Annotated in this window: 16 protein-coding genes, 1 pseudogene and 1 riboswitch; of the genes and pseudogenes, 7 read left to right on the top strand and 10 right to left on the bottom strand. The window is 72.6% G+C overall.

All coding sequences use genetic code 11. The annotated features are described in order from the left end of the window. Positions 1 to 875 (bottom strand): annotated as a pseudogene (locus N869_RS05500) (5-methyltetrahydropteroyltriglutamate--homocysteine S-methyltransferase); the annotation flags it as partial. 174 nt (positions 876 to 1049) lie between these two features. Then, positions 1050 to 1967, bottom strand: coding sequence for a methylenetetrahydrofolate reductase (locus tag N869_RS05495; RefSeq protein ID WP_198025971.1), 918 nt, complete (start codon positions 1965 to 1967; stop codon positions 1050 to 1052). Between the two features lie 5 nt (positions 1968 to 1972). Then, positions 1973 to 2067, bottom strand: a riboswitch (SAM riboswitch). A gap of 205 nt (positions 2068 to 2272) precedes the next feature. Here N869_RS05495 and N869_RS05490 point away from each other — a divergent pair. From N869_RS05490 to N869_RS05480, 3 genes are read left to right on the top strand one after another with little or no spacing between them, the layout of a single operon-like run. Further along, a complete protein-coding gene (locus N869_RS05490; protein ID WP_052105091.1) occupies positions 2273 to 3217 on the top strand; it encodes an FKBP-type peptidyl-prolyl cis-trans isomerase in 945 nt (314 codons plus the stop codon). A gap of 44 nt (positions 3218 to 3261) precedes the next feature. After that, positions 3262 to 4170, top strand: a complete 909-nt coding sequence (locus tag N869_RS16420; RefSeq protein ID WP_052105089.1) for a CPBP family glutamic-type intramembrane protease — start codon at positions 3262 to 3264, stop codon at positions 4168 to 4170. 54 nt (positions 4171 to 4224) lie between these two features. After that, a complete protein-coding gene (locus tag N869_RS05480; RefSeq protein ID WP_035058913.1) occupies positions 4225 to 4740 on the top strand; it encodes a DUF421 domain-containing protein in 516 nt (171 codons plus the stop codon). On the opposite strand, the gene N869_RS05475 is transcribed toward N869_RS05480, so the two are convergent. Beyond that, positions 4731 to 7178 carry a GH36-type glycosyl hydrolase domain-containing protein gene (locus N869_RS05475; protein ID WP_035058910.1) on the bottom strand — a complete coding sequence of 816 codons (2448 nt, stop codon included), beginning with the start codon at positions 7176 to 7178 and terminating at the stop codon, positions 4731 to 4733. The two genes, N869_RS05480 and N869_RS05475, sit on opposite strands and share 10 nt — an antisense overlap. Before the next feature lie 84 nt (positions 7179 to 7262). Then, the gene (locus tag N869_RS05470) at positions 7263 to 9734 is read right to left on the bottom strand and encodes a GH36-type glycosyl hydrolase domain-containing protein (protein ID WP_035058907.1); all 2472 of its coding nucleotides are present in this window, start codon (positions 9732 to 9734) and stop codon (positions 7263 to 7265) included. 233 nt (positions 9735 to 9967) lie between these two features. Here N869_RS05470 and N869_RS05465 point away from each other — a divergent pair, with 233 nt between their 5' ends. The 3 genes from N869_RS05465 to N869_RS05455 all read left to right on the top strand — a co-directional run bounded on the left by N869_RS05465 (position 9968) and on the right by N869_RS05455 (position 13454). Continuing rightward, positions 9968 to 12058 (top strand): elongation factor G, encoded by a 2091-nt coding sequence (locus N869_RS05465; protein ID WP_035058904.1) that lies wholly within the window; start codon positions 9968 to 9970, stop codon positions 12056 to 12058. 68 nt (positions 12059 to 12126) lie between these two features. Then, positions 12127 to 12612 (top strand): hypothetical protein, encoded by a 486-nt coding sequence (locus N869_RS05460; protein ID WP_156968358.1) that lies wholly within the window; start codon positions 12127 to 12129, stop codon positions 12610 to 12612. 41 nt (positions 12613 to 12653) lie between these two features. Next, positions 12654 to 13454 carry a siderophore-interacting protein gene (locus N869_RS05455; protein WP_052105087.1) on the top strand — a complete coding sequence of 267 codons (801 nt, stop codon included), beginning with the start codon at positions 12654 to 12656 and terminating at the stop codon, positions 13452 to 13454. Between the two features lie 10 nt (positions 13455 to 13464). Here the strand turns inward: N869_RS05455 and N869_RS05450 are convergent, their stop codons facing one another. Genes N869_RS05450 through N869_RS05435 form a run of 4 tightly spaced genes read right to left on the bottom strand, consistent with a single transcriptional unit; the run spans position 13465 to position 17282 of the window. Next, positions 13465 to 14223, bottom strand: a complete 759-nt coding sequence (locus tag N869_RS05450) for an iron ABC transporter ATP-binding protein (RefSeq protein ID WP_035058899.1) — start codon at positions 14221 to 14223, stop codon at positions 13465 to 13467. After that, the gene (locus N869_RS05445) at positions 14220 to 15191 is read right to left on the bottom strand and encodes an iron chelate uptake ABC transporter family permease subunit (RefSeq protein WP_035058931.1); all 972 of its coding nucleotides are present in this window, start codon (positions 15189 to 15191) and stop codon (positions 14220 to 14222) included. The genes N869_RS05450 and N869_RS05445 overlap by 4 nt, the downstream gene beginning before the upstream one ends. 49 nt (positions 15192 to 15240) lie before the next feature. Beyond that, positions 15241 to 16290: an ABC transporter permease gene (locus tag N869_RS05440; RefSeq protein WP_084136480.1), complete on the bottom strand. Its 1050-nt coding sequence runs from the start codon at positions 16288 to 16290 to the stop codon at positions 15241 to 15243. Continuing rightward, positions 16290 to 17282, bottom strand: coding sequence for a siderophore ABC transporter substrate-binding protein (locus tag N869_RS05435; protein ID WP_052105085.1), 993 nt, complete (start codon positions 17280 to 17282; stop codon positions 16290 to 16292). Before N869_RS05435 ends, N869_RS05440 begins: the two co-directional genes overlap by 1 nt. Before the next feature lie 97 nt (positions 17283 to 17379). Here N869_RS05435 and N869_RS05430 point away from each other — a divergent pair, with 97 nt between their 5' ends. Next, entirely contained in the window at positions 17380 to 18231 is an 852-nt protein-coding gene (locus tag N869_RS05430; protein WP_052105082.1) for a siderophore-interacting protein, read from the top strand. Here N869_RS05430 and N869_RS05425 read toward each other — a convergent pair. Beyond that, entirely contained in the window at positions 18180 to 19151 is a 972-nt protein-coding gene (locus tag N869_RS05425; RefSeq protein WP_052105080.1) for an anchored repeat-type ABC transporter permease subunit, read from the bottom strand. The two genes, N869_RS05430 and N869_RS05425, sit on opposite strands and share 52 nt — an antisense overlap. After that, the gene (locus N869_RS05420; protein ID WP_052105079.1) at positions 19148 to 19966 is read right to left on the bottom strand and encodes an anchored repeat-type ABC transporter ATP-binding subunit; all 819 of its coding nucleotides are present in this window, start codon (positions 19964 to 19966) and stop codon (positions 19148 to 19150) included. Before N869_RS05420 ends, N869_RS05425 begins: the two co-directional genes overlap by 4 nt. Positions 19967 to 20011: the final 45 nt, after the last annotated feature.

Here is a 20011-nt window from a genome sequence, read left to right as displayed (position 1 = left end):
ACCAGGTCCAGGCCGATCCCCTCGACACCGGTGCCGAGCAGCACGGGAAGCGCGGCACCGGGGTCGCCGTAGGGGGTGGTGACCAGGAGCGCGGGCCTGTCGGTGACGGCGGTGAGGCGCTCGTAGGCGCGTCGGGTCGCGGCCAGGACGTCCTCGGCCGGGACCGCGCCGTCGACGACCAGGCCGGGCTCGTCCAGCTGGACCCACCCGGCACCGGCCTCGGCGAGCCTGGGCAGCAGCGCGGCGTAGGCGTCGAGGACGTCCTCGAGGCGGTCCAGCGGGTGGAAGCCGTCGGGGGCACCGTCCTCGGCCTTCGCCAGCAGCAGGAACGTCACCGGGCCGACGAGCACCGGCCGGGCCTGCACACCGTCGGCGCGGGCCTCGAGCAGCTCCCGCACCGGCCGGTCACCGACGAGCGCGATGGGGGTGCGGGGCCCGAGCTCGGGGACGAGGTAGTGGTAGTTGGTGTCGAACCACTTGGTCATCTCCAGGGGGCCGCGGGCCTCGTCACCGCGCGCCAGGACGAACGACTCGGCGAGCCCCACCGATCCGTCCGCGGCGGGGAGGTCGGCGAACCGCGACGGCACGGCGCCGAGCAGGGTGACCACGTCCAGGACCGGGTCGTAGAACGAGAACGCCGACGGCACGGACGCGTCGTCGCGCCGCAGCCCGAGCTCCACGAGCCGGGTGCGGGTGCGGGTGCGCACCTCGGCCGCGGCCTGCTCCAGCTCGGCGAGGTCGGACGCCCCGGACCAGTAGCGCTCCAGGGCGGTCTTGAGCTCGCGCCGGGGCCCGATGCGCGGGTACCCCAGGACGGTGGCTGCCGGAAGGGCGGGTGCTGCGGCGGTGTCGGTACGGGCGTCGGCGTGGCTCATGGGAGCTCCCCTGCGTTGGTCGTCGAACGGCGGACGGATGGATGGACGGATGGATGGACGGATGGATCAGCGGGCGGACGGGCCGGTCGGCGGGGTCCACGGGCGCACCGGTGGGAGTGGTCGACCGACGGGGACCTGCCGTGCGGCTCGGTCCCGGGGTGCGTGCGGCGCGGTCTAGCGCGCGGCAGGCGCGACGCGGACCACGTCGACGAGGTCGCCCGCGGCCGCGTGCTGGTTGAACGTGTACAGGTGCACCCCGGGGGCCCCGGCGGCGAGCACCTGCTCGACGAGTTCGGTGCCCATCGCGGTACCGGCCGCGTGGCGACGGGCGTCGTCGGTCTCCCGGTCCAGCACGTCGAGCACCCTGGCCGGCACCGGCACCCCGGTGAGCTCCTCGAGCCGTCGGAGCCGACGGGGGTCGGTCAGGGGCACCAGGCCGGCGACCACAGGGATGTCGACGCCCAGCTCACGGGCGGAGTCGACGTAGCGGGTGTAGTCCTCGACGTCGAAGAACACCTGCGTGAAGCCCAGGTCGGCCCCGGCGGCCCGCTTGGCGCGAAGGGCCTGGAGGTCCCCGTAGGCCCACGGGTCGGGCACGTGCCTCAGGCCTCCAGGGGCGGCGGCGACGCCGATGCTGAGGACGCGGCGGTCGAAACGCTCCTCCTCGATGCGCCGCAGGAGGGTGACGAGCTGGTCGGCGCGTTGCAGACCATCCGGGTCGGGCGGGCCCTCGTGGGTGTCGCCGCGCAGGGCGAGGAGGTCACGCACCCCGTCGTCCAGGAGTCCACCGACCTCGCGCCGCAGCGCCCGCGCACCGGCACCCAGGCAGGTCAGGTGGGCCACGACCGGGACCTCGCCGCGGGCCAGGACGTCCCGGACGACCTCCCTGGTGGTCTCCCGGGCGGACCCGGCGGCTCCGTGGGTGACGGACACGAAGTCGACCCGCTCGACCAGGTGGTCCAGCGTCCGCTTCAGGGACCGCTCCCCGGCGGGGCTGCGCGGGGGGTACACCTCGATCGACACGGTGGGGGCGGCGTCGTGCAGCAGCGCAGCGACGCCCACGGGTGGGCAGGACCATGACCAGGTACTCATCGACAGCTCCATCGGTCCTGGCATGAGCACCCGCACCCTCGTGGGAGGGGGGTTGCTGCGGCGTCGTCGAGCCAGGTCTCTCAGCCGCTCGTGATGGGACGTCGCACAGCCTACGCTCCGGGACGTCCGACATGTGAACCCTCGTCCCACTGGATGGACGCCACGGTCACGTGGGGCGTGACAGCAGTGGATGCCGGCCTCCGTTCCCAGCCGACTCCCAGGCAGAGGCGTTAGTGTCGACGAGCCCGTCACGTGCGGGCAGCACCCGCGGGTCAGCCCGCGCGACCGACGACGAAGGACATGCCGTGCGCCGACTGGCCGCCGCCCTGATCGCCACCACCCTGCTCCTGGCGGGGTGCGGCACCGACGAACCCGAGGAGACCACACCGCCCGCGGACGCACCTGACGGCACCTCGGCACCCTCTGCCGAGGACCTCGCCGCCGTCGAGGGCGTCACCGTCGACGGCGAGGTCGGCTCCGCCCCGACCATGGACTTCGACCAGCCGTTCACCGTCACCAACCCGGTCGCCCGGGTCGAGACGCCCGGCACCGGGGAGCCGCTCGAGGACGGGCAGCGCCTGTCCATCCACTACGTCGCCTACGACGGTGACAGCGGTGAGCAGGAGGGATCGACCTGGGAGGGCGACCCGGACAGCCTGATCCTCGGCGACCCGCAGCTGTTCCCCGCCCTCAACGACGTCCTCACCGGGGAGTCGGTCGGGGTCCGGATCGTGTTCGCCGCCCCCGGGATCGCCATGGACCCTGAGGAGTCCGTGCCCGCCACCGTCATGGCCGTCGAGGTCATCGACGCGGTGACGCTCCCGACCCGCGCCGAGGGCGAGGCCGTGGACCCGGTCGAGGGCCTGCCCGAGGTCACCCTCGACGACGCCGGAGCCCCGTCACTGGAGATCCCCGAGGGCTACGAGGCGCCCGAGGAGCTGGTCGCCCAGGAGCTCATCGTGGGCCCGGGTGAGCCGGTGGAGGCCGGCCAGCAGGTCACCTTCCACTACACCGGCTGGACCCTGGACGGCGAGGTGTTCGACTCCTCCTGGGACCGGGGGCAGCCGTTCGAGACCATGATCGGCGTCGGCCAGGTCATCCCCGGCTGGGACGAGGGTCTCGTCGGCCAGACCGTCGGCAGCCAGGTCCTGCTGGTCATCCCGCCGGACATGGCCTACGGGTCCAGCCCTGAGCACGAGCTCGCCGAGGAGACGCTGCTCTTCGTGGTGGACATCCTCGACGCCAACTGAGACACCCGTCCCGCACAGGGCCCGCGCTGGTTAGCGTGGGCCCTGTGTCGTACCAGGGGGACGGCCCGGACGTGGTGAGCGACGAGGACACCCGGCACCGGGACCACGCAGCGGCGTGGTCGCGCGCCCTGCTCGCCGGGCTGGTCGCGGCCGTCGGCATCGCCGCCGGGATCATCCTGGGCGGGGCCCTCACCAGCGCCGTGGGCCTGACCGGGCTACCGGCCGACCTGGTGTCGGTCGTCCTGGTGAGCGCCCTGGTGCTCGGCCTTGTCCACCTGGCCCGCGGTCGGCGCACCTGGCACGACCTGGGCCTCACCGGCAACCGCTCCACGCTCGTCGGCGTCGGCACCGGGTTCGCGGCGGTCGCGGCGTGCGCCGCGGTGGTCCTGGGACCTGCGACGGCCGCGGGTCTGGTCACCTGGGGCCCGCTGGACCCGGGCCGGGTCGTGGTGTTCCTCGCCGTGAACACGGTGCTCGCGCTGCTGCTGGAGGCGTTCCCCGAGGAGCTCGCGCTGCGCGGCCTGGCGTGGACGGCGCTGCGGGAGCGGTACGGCCCGCACCTGACCGCAGCGGCCACCACCGCCGTCTTCCTGGTCACCGCCGTGCTGGCCTCCGTGCTCATCACCCTCCCGCAGGCGCTGGCCGGGGGGCAGGTGCGGCTGTCGCCCGTCGGGGAGGACCCGGTCGCCTACCTGGTGCTCGTGACCGTCCTCGGCCTGGCCCTGGGGTACGCCCGCGGGGCCACGCGCGTGCTGACCCTCGGCACCGCCGTGGGGGTGCACCTGGGCTACCTGACGGTCGTGCGGCTCACGTTCGCCGGGGCCGAGCGCGATGCCGGCTGGTCCATGACGCCCGCCACCGAGGGCGCCGTCCTGGTGATCCCGGGGTTCTTGGTGCTGGCCGCCGTGCTCCTGGCGGCCCTGGGTGCCCGCGCGCGCCGTCGGCGCCCCTGAGCCACCCTGGTCGGGTCGTGCGACCGCACGGACCCGAGGTGGGGAGGCACCGTGATGGACCTGAACCTGTGGTGGGACGGCTGGGAGCCGCTGATCCGCGTGGTCGTGATCGCGACCCTGGGGTACACGTGGCTGGTGGTGCTGCTGCGGGTCACCGGCCCGCGCAACATGGCGAAGATGACGCCGTTCGACTTCGTCCTCACCGTGACCCTGGGGTCGGCGTTCGGACGTGTGATCACCGCTGACGACGTCACCGTCACCGATGCGGTCGTGGCGTTCACGACCCTGGTGGCCCTCCAGTGGGTGATGGCCGAGCTCCGGCAACGGTCGGCCCGCTTCACCCGCCTGGTCGACAGCGGGCCGACCCTGCTCTACCACCAGGGTCGGCCCCTGCCCAGGGCCATGCGCCGGCACCGGTTCACCGACTCCGACCTGCACTCGGCGGCGCGCGAGCACGGCCACGGCTCCCTGGCGTCGGTCGAGGCGATCATCCTGCAGGCCGACGGGACGTTCGCCGTGATCGGCGGCGAGAAGATGGGCGACGGCTCCTCGGTGCTGCCCTACGCCTGAGAGGCCCCCAGCCGCACGGTGACGACCGCACCCTCACGCAGCAGGTGCCCGGGGGCCACCGTCCCCTCGACGCGGGTGCCGTCGACGTCCAGGTGCACCACCCCGGTGGACACGTGGTCGGGGTTCTCGACCTTGACCGTGACCCACGCCCCCCGGAACCGCCGGCGCGCCTCGAACCCGTCCCAGGTGGTCGGCAGGCACGGGTCGACCTCCAGGCCGTCCAGCGCCGGCCGGATCCCCAGGATGTGCTGGGTGACCCCGACGTACGTCCAGCTCGCGGTGCCCGTCAGCCACGGGTTGCGGGCCTGACCGAACCGTGGCGAGGTGGGCCCGTGGGTGAACTGGGCGTACACGTACGGCTCGGCCTGGTGCACCTCGGCGCTGTCGTTGTACCGGGCTGGCAGGTAGGAGCGGTAGTACTCGTAGGCGCGGTCGCCCCGGCCCAGCATCGCCTCGGCCACGATCGTCCAGGAGTTCGCGTGGCAGAAGATGCCGCCGTTCTCCTTGTGCCCCACGGGGAAGACCAGCAGGGACAGGCCCACGCCCTCCATGGGCTTGGTGTGCGGGGGGTCGCACAACGCCACCCCGTGCTCGCTCGCCAACCGGGTGTGCACCGAGTCCATGGCCGCCGTGGCCCGCTCGGGCTCGACCGCGCCGCTGATCACCGCCCACACGTTGGGCTCGAGGTAGATCTGCCCCTCGTCGGCCAGGTGCGACCCCAGGGCCGCACCCGTGGCCGAGATCCCACGGATGAACCACTGACCGTCCCAGGCCTTGTCGATCGCCGGGGCCAGGGCCTCCAGACGCTCGGCCGCCCAGGACGCGGCATCGGCCCGCCCCGACTCCAGCGCCAGCTCCCGCACCACACGCAACCCGTTGGCCAGCAGGAACGTGGAGAACATCGACTCGCCGGTGGTGCCGAACTGCAGGCAGTCGTTCCAGTCGGCCGCCAGGCCCTGCACCAGCCCGTTGTCACCGAGGTGATCCAGGGAGAACTGCAGCGCCTGCACCAGGTGACCGAACACGTCGGCCTCCCCGTGGTCGGCGTAGGGCAGCACCTGGTCCAGGTAGCCCAGGTCGCCGGTCTCGCGCACGAACGCCGCCACCGTGATCGGCAACCACAGGGCGTCGTCGGACCTGTACTGCTCCAGTGACGGGGTCGGCATGCGGCCCGGCACGTGCTCCAACGGCTTGACCAGGGGCATGCCCCCGCCCTCGGCGGTCTGCCCGGTCAGGATCAGGTCCAGACGCTCGCGCACCGCCTCGGGGATCGCGTGGATCACCGCGAGCATGTCCTGCACGGTGTCGCGGTACCCCAGCCCGTCCCGGTCCCCGGCCTCCACCAAGGACACCCCGCGGGACCAGTTGAACGTCATGTGCGTCTGGTAGGCGTGCCACACGTTGACCATCGAGTCGAGCTCGGGGTCGGGTGTGCGCACCTGCAACGGGGCGACGTGGTCGGCCCACTCCTGACGGATCGCGTCCAGCTCGGCCTGCACCCGCTCGGGGGTGGCGTACTCGGCGACCACCTCGCGGCCCGCCGGCAACGTCACCGGGGCGCCGGCGCTGGCGCGCGAGTCGGTCCACGGCTCGTCCGGTGACCCCACACCCAGGCAGAACACCACCTGACGGGACTCACCCGGGGCCAGCTCCAGGCGGGCGTGCAGCGACGCGCACGAGTTGTCGCCCACCGTCTCGCTGCCCGAGCACTCCCCCCGTTCGACCGCCCACGGCGCCGACGGCGTCCGGTACGGGCCGAGGAACGCGTCCCGGTCGGTGTCGAAGGACGCCACCGGGGCGCCCGCGAGCGCGAACCACAGCTCGCTGAACGCGTCCCGGGTGGAGTTGCGGCGGTGGATCATCCCGTCGGCGTAGGTCGCCTGGACCACGTACTGGGAGTACTGGAGGTTCTCCAGGTCCTGGCGGTAGTTCCACTCGTTGGCGAGCTCGGCGTAGGAGAACACCGACAGCCGGCGGGGCACCTGCCCGGTGTTGGTGACCGTCAGGGCCCAGTACTCGAACGCCTGGCCGCGAGGGATGAACGTCGTCATCTCGGAGTGGACGTCCCCGTAGTCGGCCTCGAACACCGAGTACCCCAGGCCGTGGCGCACCTTGGCGGTGTACGCGCCCTCACCGTCCAGCGGCTTGCCGACCGGCTGCCACGACGCCGACCAGAAGTCGCCCTCCGGCAGCGGGCCGGCGCCGTCGTCGTCGCGCAGGTACACGAACCGGCCCGGCTCGTCGACCGGCACACCGTTGAACCGCATGCGCAGCACCCGGCCCGTACCCCCGGAGCGGAAGAACGAGTAGCCGCCGGAGTTCTGGGTGGTGATCCCGCCGTACAGGCGTGAACCCAGGTAGTTGATCCACGACCGGGGCGTGTCCGGCCGGGTGATCACGTACTCGCGAGCCGCGTCGTCGAAGTACCCGTAACGCATCGTTGCGTCCTCCACAGGGGGCTGCGGGAAGGTCCCGGGGTGATGGCCGCCCCCTGGACGTCGTGGGCCATCACCCCGGGACGTTCACAGACGCGCGGTGACCTGCACCGTCGCGCCCGCAGGGGCGTAGGGCACCTCGTTGCCGTCCACGTCGACGCCGTCGACGGTCAGGCGCGCACGTGACCCGGGTGCCCCGGAGTTCTCGACGGTGATCTCGTACGTGGCACCACGCACCACCCGGCGCACCGTGAACGAGGGGACGTCCGGGCCGATCTGCGGGTCGACGACCAGCCCCTCGTACCCGGGACGCACACCCAGCAGGTGCTGGCTGACGGCCACGAAGTTCCACGCCGCGGTACCGGTGAGCCAGGAGTTCTTGGCCTCCCCGTGCCGGGGCGCCTCCTTGCCGGCGATCATCTGGGCGTACACGTACGGCTCGAGCCGGTGCACGTCGCTGATGTCCTCCCGGTAGGCGGGGGTGATGCGCCGGTAGTAGTCGAACGCCCGCTCACCCCGACCCAGCACCGTCTCGCCGATGATGACCCACGGGTTGTTGTGGCAGAAGATGCCGCCGTTCTCCTTGTACCCGGGCGGGTAGGTGGAGACCTCACCCATGCTCACCCGGTAGGTCCGGTAGGCGGGGTACTGCAGGACCATGCCGTGGTCGGTGGCGAGCATCTCGCCGACCGCGTCCAGCGCCTGCACCGCCGGCCCCGACACCTGCCCGTCGGGTCCCGTCCGCACCCCGATGCCGGCCATGACGGCCACGCCCTGGGGCTCGATCCAGATCTTGCCCTCGGTGTCCTCGTGGGTGCCGATCTTGTTGCCGTCGTAGTCGTAGGCGCGCAGGAACCACTGCCCGTCCCACCCGTGGGTCAGGACCGCCTCGCGCATCTCCTCGACCGACTGGCGGGCCTTGGCCGCGACCTCCGGCAACGCGCGCCGGTCGGCGAGCTCGGCGTACTCGGCCCCGTAGAGGACGAACTGGGCCGCGATGAACAGCGACTCCGCCGCCCCGCCGGACTGGTTCTCGGTCGTCTGGAACGACTCACCCGGTTCGGTCGAGAAGCAGTTCAGGTTCAGGCAGTCGTTCCAGTCGGCACGCCCGATGAGCGGCAGCCCGTGGGGGCCGAGGTGGTTGACCGTGAACTCGAACGACCGCGTCAGGTGCTCGAACAGCGGCACCTCGGACCCCGGCTCGTTGTCGAACGGCACCTGCTCGTCCAGGATCGACCAGTCGCCGGTCTCCTTGACGTAGGCCGCGACCCCCGCGATCAGCCACAACGGGTCGTCGTTGAAGCCGGACCCGATGTCGTTGTTCCCCCGCTTGGTCAGCGGCTGGTACTGGTGGTAGGCCGACCCGTCGGGGAACTGGGTCGCGGCGATGTCCAGGATCCGCTCCCGCGCCCGCTCGGGCACCAGGTGCACGAACCCGAGCAGGTCCTGGTTGGAGTCCCGGAACCCCATGCCCCGGCCGATTCCCGTCTCGAAGAACGACGCCGACCGCGACATGTTGAACGTGACCATGCACTGGTACTGGTTCCAGATGTTGACCATCCGGTCCAGCTTCTCGTCGGTGGACCGCACCGAGTACCGCGACAGCAGCTCGGTCCAGTAGGCGCCCAGGGCCTCGAACGCGGCGTCCACCTGCTCGGTGGTCGCGAACCGGCCCAGCAGCGCGTGGGCACGACCCCGGTCCACGAGCTGGTGGGCGTCGTCGGCCCACTTGCCCTCGGGCGGGTTCTCGACGTACCCGAGCACGAACGTCAGCGTCCGCGACTCCCCCGGCGCCAGGTCCACGTCCAGCTGGTGGGAGCCGATCGGGTACCAGCCCGAGGCCACCGACCCCGTCGACCGCCCGGCGCGCGGCACCGCCGCCTCACCCAGGCTGTTGTACGCACCGACGAAGGCGTCCCGGTCGGTGTCGAAGCCGGCCGCCCGGGCGTTCACACCGAACACCGCGTAGTGGTTGCGGCGCTCGCGGTACTCGGTCTTGTGGTAGATCGCGCTGCCGTGGGGGCCGTCGAGCTCGACCTCGACCTCGGCCAGCGACAGGTTGCGCTGGTAGTTGGTCTGGTCGTCCTGGGCGTTCCAGAGGCAGAACTCCACGAACGAGAACGCCTTGACCGACTTGGGTGCGTCGCTGGTGTTGGTGAGGGTGACCCGCTGGACCTCGGCGTCCTCACCGAGGGGGACGAACACGAGGGTCTCGGCCCGCAGCCCCCCGCGCTCGGCGGTGATGCGGGTGTAGCCCAGTCCGTGGCGCGTCTCGAAGTGGTCCAGGTCGGCCTTGACCGGCATCCACGACGGCGTCCACACGTCGCCGTCGTCGTTGAGGTACAGGTAGCGCCCCCCGGCGTCGACGGGGACGTTGTTGTACCTGTAGCGCGTCAGGCGACGCATCTTCGCGTCGCGGTAGAACGCGTACCCACCGGCCTGGTGGGAGATCAGCGAGAAGAACTGCTCGGACCCGAGGTAGTTGATCCACGGGTACGGCGTGTGCGGCGTCGTGATGACGTACTCGCGGGATTCGTCGTCGAAGTGCCCGTAACGCATGGTGATGCCTCTCGTGGACGGGTGGAGGTCGTGGGCGGGGCCCGGGCGACCACGTGGTCCGCAGCGTCCCGTGGCGGGAGCGCTCCCACTTACGGGTAGGAACTATATCGCTCCCACTCCGCGAGCGGGAGGCCCCAGGTCCCGACCCGCGCAGGTGACGTAGGTCCGTTCCCCCGTGCGCGGGCCCCCACCTAGCCTGCGCACAAGGGCCGCTCCAACGAGGGAGAACCGTCATGGACCAGGTACACCCGACCCGGATCCGCACAGTGGCCCTGGTGGGCCACAGCGGCGTCGGCAAGACGACGCTCGCCGAGGCCTTGCTGCACCGGGCGGGCGCCACCACCAGGCGCGGCACGGTCGAGGACGGCACGACCGTGTGCGACACCGAACCGGAGGAGATCCGCCGCGGCATCTCGATCGGCCTCGCGGTCGCGCCCTTCACCTGGACGGCGGACGACGGCGAGGCGTACGAGGTCACCTTGCTGGACACCCCCGGCTACGCCGACTTCGCGGGCGCCGTCGACGCCGCCCTGTCCGTGGCCGACCTCGCGCTGGTGGTGGTCAGCGCGGTCGACGGGGTGCAGGTCGGCACCCGGGCCGTGTGGGACCTGTGCGCCGCCCGCGGCATCCCCCGCATGCTGTTCGTCACCAAGGAGGACAAGCCCCGGGCATGCTTCGCACGCGTGCTGGCCGAGCTGCGCGCCGAGCTCGGACCCCACGTGGTGCCCCTGGAGCTGCCCGTCGGTGAGGAGGGCGACCTGCACGGGATCGCCGACGTCCTGTCCGATCAGAACCTCACCTACCATTCCGACGGCACCCACCACACCGACCCCATGCCACCCGGGCTCGCCGCCCAGGAGCAGGCCCTGCACGACCAGGTCACCGAGGAGATCGTCGCCGGAGACGACGAGCAGCTCGAACGGTACCTCGCCGGGGAGCTGCCCAGCGTCGCGGACCTCGGCCGCGCCCTGGCCCACGAGGTCCTCACCTGCAGCGCCTTCCCGGTGCTCCTCGGGTCGGCCACCACGGGGGTGGGCGTCGACCGGCTCGCGGACCTGGTCTGCGAGCTGGGGCCCGGCCCACGTCCCGTCACGGTCGAGCTCGCCGGCCACCCGGACGGACCGCTCACCGTCACCCCCGATCCGGACGCGGAGCCTCTCGCCCACGTGTTCCGCACCGTCGCCGACCCCTACGTGGGGCAGGTCTCGCTGCTCAAGGTGATCAGCGGCACCCTGCGGGAGGACGACCGCCTGGTCAACACCACCACGGGCGTCGAGGAGCGGTTGCACGGGCTGTTCCGCCTGCGCGGCACCACGCACCTGCCCACGTCGGCCGTGACCACCGGGCAGGTCGCGGCCGTGCCCAAGCTCAGCGCGACACCGACCGGGTCCTTGCTCGCACCACGCGGGCACGGCGTCCGGATGCCGCTGACCCCACCGCGACCGCACGTGTACGCCACCGCACTGGTACCCCTCACCCAGGCCGACGACGACAAGCTGTCCGGCGCACTGGCGCGCCTGTGCGCCGAGGACCCCACCCTCTGCGTCGAACGCCTGGCCGCGCCCGCGGGCGCCGGGCACGCCCAGACGGTGCTGCGCGGACTCGGCGACGTGCACCTCGCGGTCGCGCTCGAGCGCCTCGAGCGCAAGCTCGGGGTCAGGGTCAGGACCGAGCCGGTCCAGGTCGCCTACCGGGAGACGATCGCCGCGGCGGCCGACGTCGAGGGCAAGGTGAAGAAGCAGTCCGGAGGGCACGGCCAGTTCGCCGTCGTCCGGTTGCGCGTCCGGCCCCTGACGCGCGGGGAGGGGCTGGTGTTCCGCAGCACCGTGGTGGGTGGGTCCGTGCCACGGTCCTACCTGCCGTCCGTCGAGCGCGGGATCCGCGAGGCGATGGCCGACGGCGGGCCCCGCGGGTACCCGGTGGTGGACCTGGAGGTCGAGTGCCACGACGGGCGCGCCCACGCCGTGGACTCCTCCGACATGGCGTTCCGCAACGCCGCGGCCCACGGCCTGCGCCAGGCGCTCGCCCACGCCGGCACGGTCGTCCTCGAGCCGGTCGACGAGGTCGCGGTGGTCGTCCCGAGCGAGCTGCAGGGCGAGGTGCTGGGGGACCTCTCGGCCCGCCGGGGCCGCATCACCGGTTCGGACGTCCTGCCTGACGGGTCGTGCCGCATCGCCGCCCACGTCCCCAGGGCCGAGCTCACCCGGTACCTGCTGGACCTGCGGTCCCTGACGGGCGGGCGGGGAACGTTCACCTCCAGGTACAGCCACGACGACGTCGTCCCCGGGCACCTGGTCCACCGGGTGGGCGCCGACGCGGGCTGACCCACCGGATGCCGGGAGCGGACGGGCGTGTTGTGCTGGTGAGGGACGACCACCCGGAGGAGCCCCCGATGACCCGACGCCCCGTACTCACCCTCACCTGCGCCGCAGTCCTCGCACTGGCGGCCTGCACCACCGACCCCGACATCGGTGAGGAGTTCACGCCCGGGCCGCAGGACGACATGGGCGAAGGCCTCGCCGAGGACAGCGACCCCCCGCTCGACGAGGACCCGACCGCCGACGACGGCGCCGCGGTGGACGAGGACGGGCAGACCGCCGTCCCGGGCGCCGGGCCCTCCCCCGGGCCCGGCGAGTGCGTGACGCTCACCGTCGAGGAGGACGGCCTGTTCGCCGTCGCCGACGCCGGCACCATGAGCGTGGCCACCACCGACGAGGGCCTGGTCCTGGCGACCACCCAGCCGGCGGGCGGGTGGGAGACCCGGGTCGTGAACGACCTGGGTGACACGATCGAGGTGGTGTTCCAGCGCGAGGGCGTGATCCTCGAGGTCGAGGCCGTGCAGGACGGGGACGAGATCGCGGCCGAGCTGTGCCGGTGACGCCCGTCCGCCCGCGGCCGGGCCGGGCGTAGGGTCGGTTCGTGCCCCTGATCGAACGCCACGCCCTGGATGCCCGCCTGCGCCGCGTGACCGTCGCCCGCGTCGAACCCCGGGGGGCGGGCATGCGCCGGGTCGTGTTCGAGGGGCCGGACCTGGACGACCTGGTGTTCCACGGACCCAGCGACCACGCCAAGGTGTTCTTCCCGACCGAGCCCGACGGGGAACCGGCCGTGCCCACGGAGGGCTTCACCTCACGCAACGACCCCCGGTACGTGTGCCGGGAGTACACCGTCCGACGGGACGTCGACGGCACCGGCCTGGTCATGGGCATGGCCCTGCACGAGGACGGGCCGGCCGGACGGTGGGCGGCGGCGGCAGAACCGGGCCGGGTGCTGGGCGTGTACGGACCCAAGACGTCCAAGGTGCCGCCCCTGGACCTGGACGGGTACCTGCTGGTCGCAGACCTCACCGGGCTGCCCGCGGTCACGAACTGGTTGGGGATGCTCGCCGACCGCCCCGGGCGCGTGCACGTCGTGGTCGAGGTCCAGGGCCCCGAGGAGCAGGTCGAGCTGCCGACCCGTGACGGGGTGACCGTCACCTGGGTGCACCGCGGCGCCACGCCGCCGGGCACCGGCACCCACCTGCGGGACGCCGTCGCCGCCACGCCGCTGCCCAGCACCCGGCCGTGGGTGTGGGCCGGTGCCGAGGCCTCCGTCGTCCGGGACGTCCGCCGCGACCTGCTGGCCCGGTCCGTGGAGCGGCAGAACCTGTCGATGACCGGGTACTGGCGTGCCGGGGTCCCGAACTTCGACCACAAGGCGCCCCTCGACGACGCGTCCTGACGGCGGCTCTTCAGCCCGTGCAGATCGCGACGGGGTGGCCGTCGACGCGGTGGACGGGGATGTGCATGTCGTAGACGTCGCGCAGCACGTCGGTGCGGACGATCCGGTCCGGTGGACCCTGGTGCACGACGACCCCGTCGCGCATCGCCACGAGGTGGTCGCTGTAGCGGGCGGCGACGTTGACGTCGTGCAGGACCATGACCACGGTCCGGCCCAGCTCGTCGGCCGTGCGACGTACCAGACGCATCATGGCGACCTGGTGGCGCATGTCCAGGTTGTTGAGCGGCTCGTCCAGGAGCACGTAGTCGGTGTCCTGGCACAGCACCATCGCGACGAACGCGCGCTGCCGCTGCCCCCCGGACAGCTCGTCCAGGTACCGCTCGGCCAGGTCGGTCAGCTCGAGGAACTCCAGGGCCCGGCACACGTGGAGCTCGTCGTCGGGGGTGGGCCGGCCCTTGGACCACGGGTAGCGACCGAACGCCACCAGGTCGCGGACGGTCAGGCGGGCGGTCAGGTGGTTGTCCTGACGGAGCGTGGCGAGCCGTCGCGCGAGCACGTCGCTGCGGGTGGTGTGCACGTCCATGCCGTCGACGTGGACCGTGCCCCCGTCGGCCTCGAGGAGCCGACCGGCGATCGACAGGAGCGTGGACTTCCCGGCGCCGTTGGGACCGATGACGGAGGTGACCCCACCGCGTGGGATCAGCAGGTCCACGCCGTCGACCACGCGGGTCGTGCCGTAGGTCTTGGTCGCCCGGACGATCTCGATCATCGTCGGCTCCCTCGTAGCAGCAGGGCGATGAACACCAGACCTCCCACGAACTCGATGATGACGCTGAGCGCGGTGTTCAGGGCGAACACCCGCTCCAGGACGGTCTGCCCGCCGATCAGGCACACCGCGGCGACCAGGACCGCCACGGGCACCACGACACGGTGCTGGTGGCCGGCGGCCAGCTGGTAGGCCACGCTCACGACCAGCAGCCCGAAGAACGTCACGGGCCCGACCAGAGCGGTCGACACCGACACCAGCACCGCCACCACGACCAGCACGGTCGTCACCACGCGGGCGTGGTCCACACCGAGGCCGATCGCGGTCTGGCGGCCGAGCAGCAGGACGTCCAGGTCGTGCCGCACCCGCCACGCGACCGCCGACGCGCCGGCGACCAGGAGCGTCGCCGCACCCAGGAGGGTCGGGTCGACGGCGTTGAAGCTCGCGAACAGGGCGTCCTGGAGGACGGCGAACTCGTTCGGGTCCATCAGGCGGTGCATCATCCGGGAGAGGCTGGTGAACAGCACCCCCAGCACCACCCCGACGAGCAGCAGCAGGTGCAGGCTGCGACGCGCGCCGGTGAACAGCCACCGGAACAGCAGCCCGGCGAGCGCCACCATGAGCAGGGTCTCGACGACGAATGCCAGGCGGGGGTCGACCCCGGCGAGCCGGGCGCTTCCGAGGGTGAAGACCAGAACCGTCTGGATCAGCACGTACAACGAGTCGAACCCCATGATCGAGGGCGTGAGGATCCGGTTGTCGGTGACGGTCTGGAACAGGACGGTGGAGACCGCGACCGCGTAGGCCACCAGCAGGAGGGCCGCGAGCCGCACCCCGCGGAACGGCAGGACGAAGTCCCACGCACCGCGCGCCTGGAGGGTCATGAACGCCACGGTCGCGGCCACGAGCAGCAGGGCGAGGGTCGCCAGCACGCGCCGGTTGCGCCGGGAGGCCGCAGCGCGTCGCGTCACGGAGGGTGCGCCCGGGACGGGTGCGGCGCCCGCGTGGGCCCTGCTCGGGTCAGGCAGCACGGGAACCGCGCCGCAGCAGGAGGTACAGGAACACGACCGCGCCGAGCACACCGACGACGACCCCCACGGGGACCTCGTACGGGTAGCGGATGGTTCGTCCGACCAGGTCGCAGACGAGGACCAGGCCGGCGCCGCCGAGCGCGACGAACGGGGCGGTGCGGCGCACGTTGTCGCCGACCAGCAGCGAGACGACGTTCGGGACGACGAGACCGAGGAACGGGATGATCCCCACGGTGACCACGACGACGGCGCTGACGAGGGAGACGATCACCAGACCGAGGGTCATGGTGGCCCGGTACCCGAGGCCGAGGTTGGTGCTGAACGCCTCACCGAGGCCCGCGACCGTGAAGCGGTCCGCCGCGAGGTAGGCGACGAGGGTGAGCGCCGCGGTGATCCACAGCATCTCGTACCGCCCGCGCAGGACCCCGGAGAAGTCGCCGGTCATCCACACCCCGAGGGACTGCAGCAGGTCGGTGCGGTAGGCGACGAACGTGGTGACGGCGCTGATGACGCCGCCGAGCATGATGCCGATCAGGGGGACGACGAGCACCGACCGCAGCGGGACCGCCTGCAGGATGCGCAGGAACAGCGCCGTCCCGGCGAGGGCGAACAGGGCCGCGACACCCATCTTGGCGGGCAGCGGCATGCCGGGAGCCAGGAGGGTGACGGTGAGGATGCCGAGCGCTGCGGACTCGGTGGTCCCCACCGTGGAGGGTTCCACGAACCGGTTCCGCACCAGGATCTGCATGATCATCCCCGCGATGGCGACGGCGGCGCCCGCGAGGAGGGTCGCCACGGTGCGGGGCACCCGTGAGACGAGCAGCATCAGGACCGCCCGCCCGTCGTCGTCCGGGTTGGTCACCGCGGACCAGAGCCCTGCCGGCGTGAGGTCACCGACCCCGACGAACAGGCTCACCACGCCGAGGCAGGCCACGACCACGGCCCCGACCCCGAGCAGGCGCCCTGCACCCCGCTGCGCGGGTGCGGTGGTGGATGCGGGCGCCGGTCCGGTGACGGGGGCCGTGGTCGTGACAGTCATCAGCGGTCGAACGCGCCTGCGACCTCGTCGACGACGCGCTGGAGGGTGCCCAGTCCGCCGTTGATGATGTACCAGTCGACGGGGTCGACGTAGTGGACCTGGTTCTCGCTCCACGCGGTGGTGGTCGCGACGAGCTCGTTGTCCAGGACCTGCTCGGCGGCGGCACCGGCCTCGCCGGTGGCGGCGTCACGGTCGACGACGACGAGCCAGTCGGGGTCGGTCTCGGCGATGAGCTCGAAGCTGATGGCCTCGCCGTGGGTGGCCTCCTCGACGTCCTCGATGGCGGGGGTCACGCCCAGCTCGTCGTGCAGGAACCCGAACCGGGACCCAGGGCCGTAGGCCGTCACCTCGCCGCCGGCGGTGAGGACGATGAGCGCCTCACCCGCGTCGGCGGTGATCTCACGGGTCCGGGTGATGCCGGCGTCGAGGTCGGCGATCAGGCGGTCGACCTCGGCCTCCACGTCGAAGATCTGCCCGAGGATGCGCGAGTTGTCCTCGATGCTGGTGCGGAAGTCGGCCCAGTCGTTGGACAGGTCGATGGTGGGCGCGATCTTGTCGAGCTCGGGCAGCGCGCTGGAGGACCGTCCGGCGACGATGATCAGGTCGGGCCGGGCGGCGTTGACGGCCTCGTAGTCGGGCTCGAAGAGGGTGCCGATGTCGAGGTGGTCGTCGGTGTCGTAGGCGGCGAGGCGCCCGGGGAGGTTCGACTTGGGCACGCCGTCGACGCCGATGCCCAGGACGTCGAGGGTGTCGAGGGTGGCGAGGTCGAAGGTGAGGACGACCTCGGGGTTGACCGGGACGGTCGTCTCACCCTGCGCGTGAGTGACGGTGACCTCGGCCGGCTCGTCGACGGTGGCCCCGCGGGCGTCGGGCGTGGGGTCCGCGGTCTCTGCGGTGGCGTCCGCGCAGGCGGTCAGGCCGAGGGCGAGGACGGCGGCGAGGGCGAGCCCTGCGGTGGGGCGCCCGAGGGCGCGGCTCCGGGTGGCGGTCATGCGGCTCCGTTCAGTGAGGTTAGGCTTGCCTTGCTCAGGCCAGCGAAGGTTAGCCTAACCAACTACATCCTGTGCAACTCCCGACGTGAGGACACCCGTGACCGCACCAGCCAGCGAGACCGCGACCGACGCCCTGACCTCGGACGGCGCGACCGCCCCGGACCCCGTGCGCCGCGTCCCGCACCCGCCCACGGCGCGACGCCTCACGGTCTCCGCCGTCCAGGACCTGGGCCCCAGGCTGCGTCGGGTCACGTTGACGGGCTCCGACCTGGCGGGCTTCCGGGCGTGGGGGCCCCTGGACCACGTGAAGGTGTTCTTCCCGGGGCCGCAGGGCCTGGTCGTGCCGGTCGTCGAGGAGGGTCGGTGGGTGAACCGCGAGGACCCCGCCCTGCTGCACCGGGACTACACGGTGCGCACCTTCGACCCCACCGTCGGGCTCGTCCTGGACATGGTCGTGCACGACCACGGTCCCGCCGGCCGCTGGACCGCCCGGGCCGCGCCGGGACAGGAGCTCGCCACGCTCGGGCCCCGCGGTTCGGCGCTGCCGCCCCTGGACCGGGACCGGTACGTCCTCGCCGCGGACGAGACGGGGCTGCCGGCCCTGCTCAACTGGCTGGACCGTCTGCCCACGACCGCGGACGTCGTCGCGCACGTCGAGGTGCAGGACGAGGCCGACGAGCTCCCCGAGGAGGCCCTCGGCGGGCACCGGGTGACCTGGCACCACCGTCGCGGCGCCGCGCCGGGCACCACGACCCTGCTCCCGGACGCGGTCGCCGGTACGCCCCTGGGCGACGGCACGGTGTGGGCGTGGGCCGCGGGTGAGACCGCAGCCGTGCGCGCGATCCGCACCGGCCTGGCCGCACGCGGCCTGCGCCGCGACTCGTTCGCCATGACGGGCTACTGGAGGCGTGGGGTGGCGAACTTCGACCACCACTCACCGGAGGCGTGACCCGGCACCGCGGGCCGGGTCACGCCTGCGCGGGGCCCGTCCTGCCCGGGCACGGGTTCGTCGGGCACCCGGTGACGACCCCGGACGAGGAACCTGTGCCGTGGCGCCAGCAGCCACACGACCGCGAAGATGCCGGTGGCGACGAGCACGACCGACGCACCGGCAGGCCAGCCCAGGCCCCAGGACAGGCCGAGCCCGACGACGGCCGCGACGGCACCCGTGGCGGCCGCGGCCGCCATCATCGGCACGAGTCGGTCGGTGAGCATGCGTGCCGTCGCGGGCGGGGTGATGAGGAGGGCGAGCACCAGGACCGTCCCGATCGTCTGGACGGAGATCACCACTGCCACCGTGATCAGGACGTACAGGACCACGTCGAGGGTGAGCACCGGCAACCCGGCCGCTCGCGCGGACTCCCGGTCCAGGCTCACCGCCACCAGCTCCTTGTGCAGCGCGGCGGTGACGACGAGCAGGACGAGAGCGCTGCCGAGGACGGTCACCACGTCCGCCTCGGTGACCCCGGTGACGGAGCCGACGAGGAACTGCTGGAGGGAACCGGTGTACCCCGGCGCCCTGGAGACCAGCACGATGCCCAGGGCGAACGCGCCCACGAAGAAGACGCCGATGACCGCGTCGTCACGGAGCCGTCGGTGCTGGGCCACCAGGGCGATCAGCACCGCGGTGACGACGCCGGACACCACCCCGCCGAGGACCAAGGACCCCTGCAGGAGGAACGCCACCGCGAGCCCGGGCAGCACCGCGTGGGCGACCGCGTCGCCCGCGAAGGCCATGCCGCGCAGCACGACGTGGCAGCCGATCACACCGCACACGATGCTGGCGGCGACGGCCACGAGCGCGGCCTTGGTGACGTAGGTCAGCTCGGGGACGAGCAACGCCTGGAGGAACTCGAGCGCGGCGCTCATGACGCCACCTCCGGCACGCGCGGCGCCGGACGCTCCACGAGACCGAGGGCGACGAGCAGCGGCGACCGCTCGGACACCCCGAACGTGCGCATCCAGGTGGCGGGGTCCCTCAGCTCGCCGGGTCGACCCGATGCGACGACCGTGCGGTTCAGCAGGCAGAGCCGGTCGCACGTCGCGACGGCGTCCACGAGGTCGTGGGTGGACATCAGCACCGCGGTGCCACCGGCGCACAGGTGGTGCAGCAGGTCGGTGAGCAGCTCTTGCGTCGGCGCGTCGAGCCCCGTCCATGGTTCGTCGAGGAGCAGGAGGCTGGGACGGCGGGCCAGGGCCCGTGCCACCAGGACGCGCTGACGCTGCCCCCCGGACAGCTCTCCGACCGTGCGGCGCCGCAGGTGCGACATCGCCACCCGGTCCAGCGCCTCACGCACCGCGCGGTGGTGGTCGACGGTGGGCTGCCGCAGGAACCCCACGGCACGGACGAGCCCGGACATCACGACCTGCTCGACGGACACCGGGTAGTCCCACGCGAACTCGTGCCGCTGGGGGACGTACCCGACGGTGGCCGGTGCGCCTGGCACGTGGACCTGCCCGTGCACGTGCCGGACGAGGCCGAGGACGGCGCGGACGAGCGTCGTCTTGCCGGCGCCGTTGGGCCCGGCGAGACCGACGAGCTCGCCCCGCCGGACGACGAGGTCCACGTCGTGCAGGACCGGACGCCCACCGAGACGCACGGTGAGGTCCTCGACGCGGAGCACCTCGTCCTCGGTGGCCGCGACGGCCGTGGGCGTGCGCGGGCTGCGGGCCGTGGAGGTCACCGCGCGACCTCAGGTGCCTGGTCCCGCTCGGCGAGCGCCCGTGCG

Source organism: Cellulomonas bogoriensis 69B4 = DSM 16987 (assembly GCF_000767165.1).
Classification (GTDB): Bacteria; Actinomycetota; Actinomycetes; order Actinomycetales; family Cellulomonadaceae; genus Actinotalea; species Actinotalea bogoriensis.
Note: the sequence above shows the minus strand (reverse complement) of the source record. Positions and strands in the feature narration are given on the sequence as shown.